Origin of the sequence: Micrococcus sp. HMSC31B01, assembly GCF_001816085.1 — a bacterium.
Lineage (GTDB): Bacteria > Actinomycetota > Actinomycetes > Actinomycetales > Micrococcaceae > Micrococcus > Micrococcus luteus.
Genome location: NZ_KV825295.1, coordinates 1 through 3,698 on the forward strand (window position 1 = coordinate 1; position 3,698 = coordinate 3,698).

Annotated in this window: 5 protein-coding genes; 3 read left to right on the forward strand and 2 right to left on the reverse strand. The window is 74.1% G+C overall.

Annotated features, from left to right (window positions below; genetic code table 11):
• The 3 genes from HMPREF3105_RS09820 to HMPREF3105_RS09830 form a co-directional block, all read left to right on the forward strand.
• The coding region (locus HMPREF3105_RS09820) for a GNAT family N-acetyltransferase (protein ID WP_141762491.1) at positions 1-385 on the forward strand (385 nt) is incomplete at its 5' end.
• Between the two features lies 1 nt (position 386).
• On the forward strand, positions 387-1,757 hold the full coding sequence (gene glsA / locus HMPREF3105_RS09825; RefSeq protein WP_070709455.1) for a glutaminase A: 1,371 nt from the start codon (positions 387-389) through the stop codon (positions 1,755-1,757).
• A gap of 126 nt (positions 1,758-1,883) precedes the next feature.
• Complete coding sequence (locus HMPREF3105_RS09830; RefSeq protein WP_070709457.1) at positions 1,884-2,663, forward strand: Pr6Pr family membrane protein; 780 nt, start codon at positions 1,884-1,886, stop codon at positions 2,661-2,663.
• A 27-nt stretch (positions 2,664-2,690) separates the two neighbouring features.
• On the opposite strand, the gene HMPREF3105_RS09835 is transcribed toward HMPREF3105_RS09830, so the two are convergent.
• Positions 2,691-3,356 (reverse strand): SDR family oxidoreductase, encoded by a 666-nt coding sequence (locus HMPREF3105_RS09835; RefSeq protein WP_070709459.1) that lies wholly within the window; start codon positions 3,354-3,356, stop codon positions 2,691-2,693.
• 101 nt (positions 3,357-3,457) lie between these two features.
• Positions 3,458-3,698 (reverse strand): SIP domain-containing protein (locus HMPREF3105_RS09840; protein WP_141762492.1); only part of this gene is annotated, 241 nt, incomplete at its 5' end.

Genomic DNA, 3,698 nt, shown 5'->3' on the forward strand with positions numbered 1-3,698 from the left:
GCTCGGCGCCGCCGTGTGGACCTCCCCCGCCGCCCCCCGCGGGGTCGACGTGCCGGGCCTGCTGGCGGGGCTGCCCACCGCCGTCGCCGTCCACGGCCGCCACACCCTCGCCCTGAAGCGGATCCAGGCCGCCTGCGAGCGTGCCCGCCCGGCAGGCCGGCACTGGTACCTTGAGGAGGTCGGCACCGTCCCGTCCGCCCGCGGGCGCGGGGCGGCGAGTGCGCTGGTGCGCCACGGCCAGCGCCGCGCGTCGGGTCTGCCCGTGCACCTCGAGGCGTCCGTGCCCGCCACCGTCCCGTTCTATGAGCGGCTCGGCTTCCGTGCGACCGGCCACGTGCCCGTGCCCGGGGGCGAGCCCCTGACCTGCCTGCGCTGGGAGGCCTGAGATGAGACACCCGATCCCCGACTACCTGGCGAGCCTGATCACCGAGCTCGGCGCCGTGAACCCGGGAGAGACGGCCCAGTACATCCCCGTGCTCGCGGAGGCGGACCCGGACCGCTTCGGCATCGCGCTGGCCACCCCCACCGGGCGGCTGCACTTCGCGGGCGACGCGGACGTGGAGTTCACCATCCAGTCCGCGTCCAAGCCGTTCACGTACGCGGCCGCGCTCGTGGACCGGGGCTTCGCCGCCGTGGACCGGCAGGGGGGGTTGAACCCCTCGGGCGAGGCCTTCAACGAGCTCTCCCTCGAGGCGGAGTCGCACCGCCCGGACAACGCCATGATCAACGCCGGCGCGCTCGCGGTGCACCAGCTGCTCGTGGGACCGGAGGCGAGCCGGAAGGAGCGGCTGGACCGGGCCGTGGAGATCATGTCCCTGCTCGCCGGGCGTCGGCTCTCGGTGGACTGGGAGACGTACGAGTCCGAGATGGCGGTCTCGGACCGCAACCTCTCCCTGGCGCACATGCTCCGCAGCTACGGGGTGCTGCAGGACTCCGCCGAGGAGATCGTGGCCGGGTATGTGGCGCAGTGCGCCGTGCTCGTCACCGCCAAGGACCTCGCTGTGATGGGCGCGTGTCTGGCGACCGGCGGCATCCACCCGATGACGGGAGAGCGGATGCTGCCGTACATCGTGGCGCGGCGCGTGGTGTCCGTGATGACCTCCTCCGGCATGTACGACGCCGCCGGGCAGTGGCTCGCCGACGTCGGGATCCCGGCCAAGTCCGGGGTGGCCGGCGGTGTGCTCGGCGCGCTGCCGGGCCGCGTGGGGATCGGCGTGTTCTCGCCGCGCCTGGACGAGGTGGGCAACTCGGCGCGCGGCGTGCTGGCGTGCCGCCGCCTCTCCGAGGACTTCCGGCTGCACCTCATGGACGGGGACAGCCTGGGCGGCACCGCCGTGCGCTTCGTAAAACGCGAGGGTGACCGCGTGTTCGTGCATCTGCAGGGCGTGATCCGGTTCGGCGGTGCGGAGGCGGTGCTGGACGCGCTCACGGACCTGGACACCGGGGCGGAGAAACCCGGCACCGGGTGGGACGCCGCCGTCTACCCGCGGTGGCAGGAGGCCGCGGCGGACAGCGCGGCGCTCTCGGCCGCGACCGGCGGCGGGGCGGTGCACGAGGCCGCCGCCGTGGCCGCCCGAGATGAGAACGACGGGCCCATCCGCACCGTGGTGCTCAACCTCACGCGGGTGGACCGGATCGACGACGTCGGCCGACGGCTGATCGCCGAGGGCGTGCGCCGGCTGCAGGCCGACGGCGTGCGCGTGGAGGTCGAGGATCCGGAGCGCATCCTGCCGCTGGAGGAGGCCGGCGCCCACTGAGGCGGCGGGGCGGGCAGGAGGGGGGGCGCGGCGGTGTTCTCCGTCTCGCCCCCTTTCGTTCAACTGCTGTTCATGTGAGAATGGGCGGTCTCATCCCTTGACCCCGCCGTTCGAGGACGACCCCCCATGCCCCTTTCCACCCTCCGCGTCAGCCTGCCCTCCGTCCGCCGCACCCGCCCCGCCCCGCAGGGGGTCCGTGAGCGGATCGCGCACGCCGTCGTGTCCCGGCTGCAGCCGCGTCCCGTGCCGCCGGTGGACCGTCGGAGCCGCCTGGCGTGGCAGGTCTCGGGGGCACTGCCGCTGATCGGGTGCCTGACCTCGTTCCCCATCGGCATGTCCAAGGACTCCATGGTGATCCCGGGCGTCGGCTATCAGGGCGGTTTCCCCGCGGGCTGGTCCCACGCCCTCAACCAGCCGGCGTACTTCACGTGGCTGTCCAACGCGCTGGTCGCGGGCACGTCGCTGACGCTGGCCGCGCGTCGTGAGGCGCCCACGTCGGACGCGTTCTGGGCCGTGCGCACCGCCGGCCTCGGCTCGGTGATGGTCACGGGGATCGTCTACAACGCGGTGCTGCGTGGCCGCGAACAGGACACCTTCCTCTACCGGTTCAACGACGCGCTGCAGCACATCGTCAACCCCGTGCTCGCCCCGGCGGTGTGGGCGCTGTTCGACCCGCGCGGGCAGATCACGCCGCGGCGCGCCGGCCTGGCCTCGGTCATCCCGCTGATGTGGGCGGCGGTGACCATGGCGCGCGGGCCCCGCATCGACTGGTACCCGTACCCGTTCCTCGACGTGCCGCGGCTCGGCCGCCGCAGCGTGGGCGTCGTGCTCGCCGGGATCCTGGCCGGCTTCACCGGGCTCATGGGCGTGCTCGGCACCGTGGACCGCCGCCTCGGCCTGGCCTGAGGGGCCGTCCCCGGCGCTGGCGGCGCGTCAGTCGCCGCGGACGGCCTCGGCCACGGGCACGTCGCCGTCCACGAAGTCGATCTTCCGGCCCACCGTGCCCGGTTCGTTGAGCACGGCCACGATCGCTCGGGCGACGTTGCCGCGGCTGACCTCACCCTGCGAGGCGTCGGAGCCGGAGAGATCCGGGTCCACGGTGATGCGGCCGGACGGCTCCTCATCGGTCAGGGTGCCGGGACCGAGGATGGTCCAGGCCAGCCCGGAGTCCCGCAGCGCCTCGTCCGCCTCGGCCTTGGCCTGCGCGTAGGCGTAGAAGGGGTCGTCCTCGGGCACGTCGTGGTGCAGGGACGCGCCGAGGTAGGACACCATCACGTAGCGCCGCACGCCCGCGGCCTCGGCGGCGCGCATGCTGGCGACGGCGGCGTCGTGGTCCACGGCCCGGGTGCGCTGGGCGTCCCCGCCGCCCGCGCCCGCGGAGAACACGACGTTGTCCGCGTCGCGCAGCGCGTGGAGCAGCTCCTCCTGGTCCGCCTTCTCGATGTCCAGGACGAGCGGTTCGGCGCCGGCGGCGCGGACGTCCTCGGCGTGGTCGGGGTTGCGGATGATCGAGACGACGTCGTGGCCGGCCTCCGCCAGCAGGGGTGCGGCGAGCAGGGCCACCTTGCCGTGGCCGCCGATGATCACGGTGCGGGTCATGGGGATCTCTCCTTCGGTTCGATCGGGTGCTGGACTTCCACAGTAGGGAGAGCCCGACGCCGGTGCGAGGGTGGAGCGGCGCGCGACGGCCACCCCACTCCTCAGCTCTCCGCCTGGCCCTGCCGCCAGTAGCCCATGAAGGAGACGTGCTTCTTCGGCACGCCGCCGGGGCCCACGCTGAGTCGGCGCAGGGCGCGCACCATCGCGGACTCCCCGGCGAGGAACACGTAGGCCTCGGGCCGTTCGTCGGCCTCGAGGGCGGCGACGGTCCACTCGCGCTCGACGGAGGCCGCGGGCGGCGCGACCGGCCCGCCGGCGTCGTCGGGGTCCACGCCCAGCAGG